The sequence below is a fragment of the Microcoleus sp. K4-B3 genome (assembly GCF_036704615.1).
Lineage (GTDB): Bacteria > Cyanobacteriota > Cyanobacteriia > Cyanobacteriales > Microcoleaceae > Microcoleus.
This window is the reverse complement of sequence record NZ_JAUBSF010000242.1, coordinates 1-1,076: the sequence shown is the minus strand read 5'-3', so window position 1 is coordinate 1,076 and position 1,076 is coordinate 1. Positions and strand designations below refer to the sequence as shown.

The 1,076-nt window shown below is 35.9% G+C and carries 2 protein-coding genes; both read left to right on the top strand.

Annotation, left to right across the window (positions count from 1 at the left end; translation table 11 throughout):
• Nucleotides 1-438: 438 nt before the first annotated feature.
• Nucleotides 439-696 carry a hypothetical protein gene (locus tag QUA78_RS32705; RefSeq protein WP_333307627.1) on the top strand — a complete coding sequence of 86 codons (258 nt, stop codon included), beginning with the start codon at nt 439-441 and terminating at the stop codon, nt 694-696.
• Nucleotides 697-759: 63 nt separating this feature from the next.
• On the top strand, nt 760-1,020 hold the full coding sequence (locus tag QUA78_RS32700) for a hypothetical protein (RefSeq protein WP_333307630.1): 261 nt from the start codon (nt 760-762) through the stop codon (nt 1,018-1,020).
• Nucleotides 1,021-1,076 lie beyond the last annotated feature (56 nt).

Sequence of the window (1,076 nt, the reverse complement as noted above, 5' to 3'; positions counted from 1 at the left end):
TATTATACTGATGATCGATAAAAAAGTCATTCTGGGTTCACGAGTATTTATACTCATCGCAAAAGTGACACGCTCCCTTGGTCAGATGACTAAATTGCGGTTTTCCGCTCTGTTTCGGCTGTAAGTTACCCTCGGTTTGTTGTTGCTTTACCAGTTTTTGGACGAGACTTTTACTGACAGAAAATCTGGTGGCTACTTTTCTAATTGACATCTTTTCGGACATATGTGCTGTCACTATTTTTTCTCGGAGATCGAGGGAATATGCTTTCATTAGCTTTGACTACCAAATGATATTTTATTCTTATTTATTGTACCGCATAACAGCGGAAACCGCTGTAAGAGGCTATCTGTCGGCAGCAATGCTCAAGTAGGCGGAAGCTTTTGGTTTATGGAGTTAAATTATTCAAGTGTGAAGCATTCCTAAAGGAGAATCATTAAATGGTAGAGCTTTCTGACAAAATAATTGAATTAGTTATTGACAAAGTTTTAATTGGCGGTATCGTTTTAGCAGCAGGTTATTGGCTCAATAAAAGATTCGAGATATTTAAGAATGAGACTAACGAAAAATATCACCAGAGACAATTAATTGCTGAACTTGAAAATCAACAAAAGCAACAAATCTCTATATTAGAAGATCAGATTGCTATAGCCCAATACAATGCAGAACTGGAACTTATAGAAAGACAGATTTCCTAGTTTTACTGGCCTATATATTTAAGATTAGAAAAAGATAATGTAATGTGGAAACGAATAAAGTCTTTGAGCGCTGAAAAAAATGTTTTACCCGAATCTGCAAGTGAAGCTATAGAAAAAGAGTTCATCCTTAAGAATCACCAAGAAATAGTTGAGATTATAGAATCTAAAATACATTTAGCAGAAAATTCCAATGACAGCAAAGAGTTGATAAATGAGTTGCTGAAGTATATCAAGCACGTTGCAATTTATAAAACAATCCGTTCTATAAAGGAACTTCAAAGATTTAACCCAATTGACCTGAATGGTAGAAGTTCACGGGGTTAGCGTGGCAGAAGAGAAGGAGGAATCCGACCAGAACGAGTACTCAAGACAGATTCAGT

Bases quoted from the DNA above. Each gene is read 5' to 3' on its own strand.
- QUA78_RS32705 (WP_333307627.1), top strand. From the start codon at position 439: ATGGTAGAGCTTTCTGACAAAATAATTGAATTAGTTATTGACAAAGTT.